We start from the raw sequence: 1,409 nt of genomic DNA on the forward strand, positions 1-1,409 counted from the left end.
GTGTACATGTGACGACGCGACAGCCGCTTGTCGACGCGGACAAAGAGCGCCTTGTACTTCGAGGCAGCGATCGGCGCACGCATGTTGATGATGTTCCATCCCGTCGTCGGGCGGGTGGTGCCGCTGGTGGGAAAGTTCAGGTCGATAGTGCGGTAGTCGTGCAGGCTGTAGCTGTACAGGCCATCGAGGTTGACCGAGAGATTGTTGGAGATCTGCCGCGAGTAACCTGCCGAATACTGCTGCGCGTAAGGGTTCTGGAAGTTCGGCGCCATGAAGGTCACGGTCGGCTTGTTCGTCGAGCAGTAGTCCGCCGCCGTCTTACCCGCACCGAACGGATTCGGATACGAAGGGTTGACGATGGAGATGCTGCAGCTTGCCAGGTTGCGGGCTTCAGAGAAGTTCTGCAGCGTCTGAATGTTGTTGTAGTAGATGCCGTAGCCAGCGCGGATCACATCGCGCGACTTGCCGGTAATATCCCACACCAGGCCGATACGCGGAGCGAAGTTGTTGCTGTCGCCGCGAGCCTTGTTGTTATTGATGAATGGAATCTGAGACTGAGCGGTCGTATAGTTCAGCCGCTCATTGAACGATCCGAACTGGCGTTCCCAGCGAAGGCCGAGATTGACAGTGATTTTGCGCGAAACCTTCCACTCGTCTTCGCCGTAGAGACCGAGCGGCGTGGTGGGAATCTTCGTCGAGATGAACGGAATCGTCTGCGTGTACGAAGTAGGATTCTTCAGCGCAGCGATGGTGGATGCGTTATTCGGATCGAAGACCTGGTCCGTACCGAAGGTCCAGGTGCCGTTGTAGTTGCTGGCCGCACCGTCGGTGAACGGAATGTAGCTGACGTCGAAGCCCGCCTTGAAGGTGTGCTTGCCAAGAACATAAGAGACGCTGTCGAGAAGCTGGAAGCGGCGCTCCACACCGGTGTCGGCATAGCCGAAACCATAGCTGAAGCCGGGGAAGGTGTACGCCGTCTGCAGGCTGTTGAGCACCTGCTGCGAGTAGCTACCAGGATTGGTTGGGATAGGGGCATTCGGCGGGCCGAGCTGGTAGGAGGCGTATGCGTACTGGAAACGAAGATCGTTCAACAGCCGCGGCGAGAGCGTGTAGGTATGGCCGACGACGAGCGACTGGCGTGGAATCTCGCCGTTGTAACAGTTACGGACGGTGGCGCCGCCGCAACCCTGGTAGCTAAGCAAGTTCCACTCCTGCGCGTAACGGGCGAACAGAGCCTGCTTCTCCGTCAGCTTATGATCGACGCGCGCTGTGAACATCTGGTCGTGACTGGGCTTTGTGAACGCTCCGTTGTTGGCGCTGTAGTAGGTCGGGCTAGCAGCGACGGTGTAGACCTCAGAGGTCTGCGTGCGCTCAAAGGCCAGATAGAAGTGCGTGCGGTCTTTCAGGAT

At 58.3% G+C, this 1,409-nt stretch carries 1 protein-coding gene; it reads right to left on the minus strand.

Annotated features, from left to right (window positions below; genetic code table 11):
* The coding region (locus AB4043_RS25495) for a TonB-dependent receptor domain-containing protein (RefSeq protein WP_442308517.1) at window positions 1–1,409 on the minus strand (1,409 nt) is incomplete at both ends.

The organism is Terriglobus sp. YAF25 (assembly GCF_052113305.1).
Taxonomy (GTDB): Bacteria; Acidobacteriota; Terriglobia; order Terriglobales; family Acidobacteriaceae; genus Terriglobus.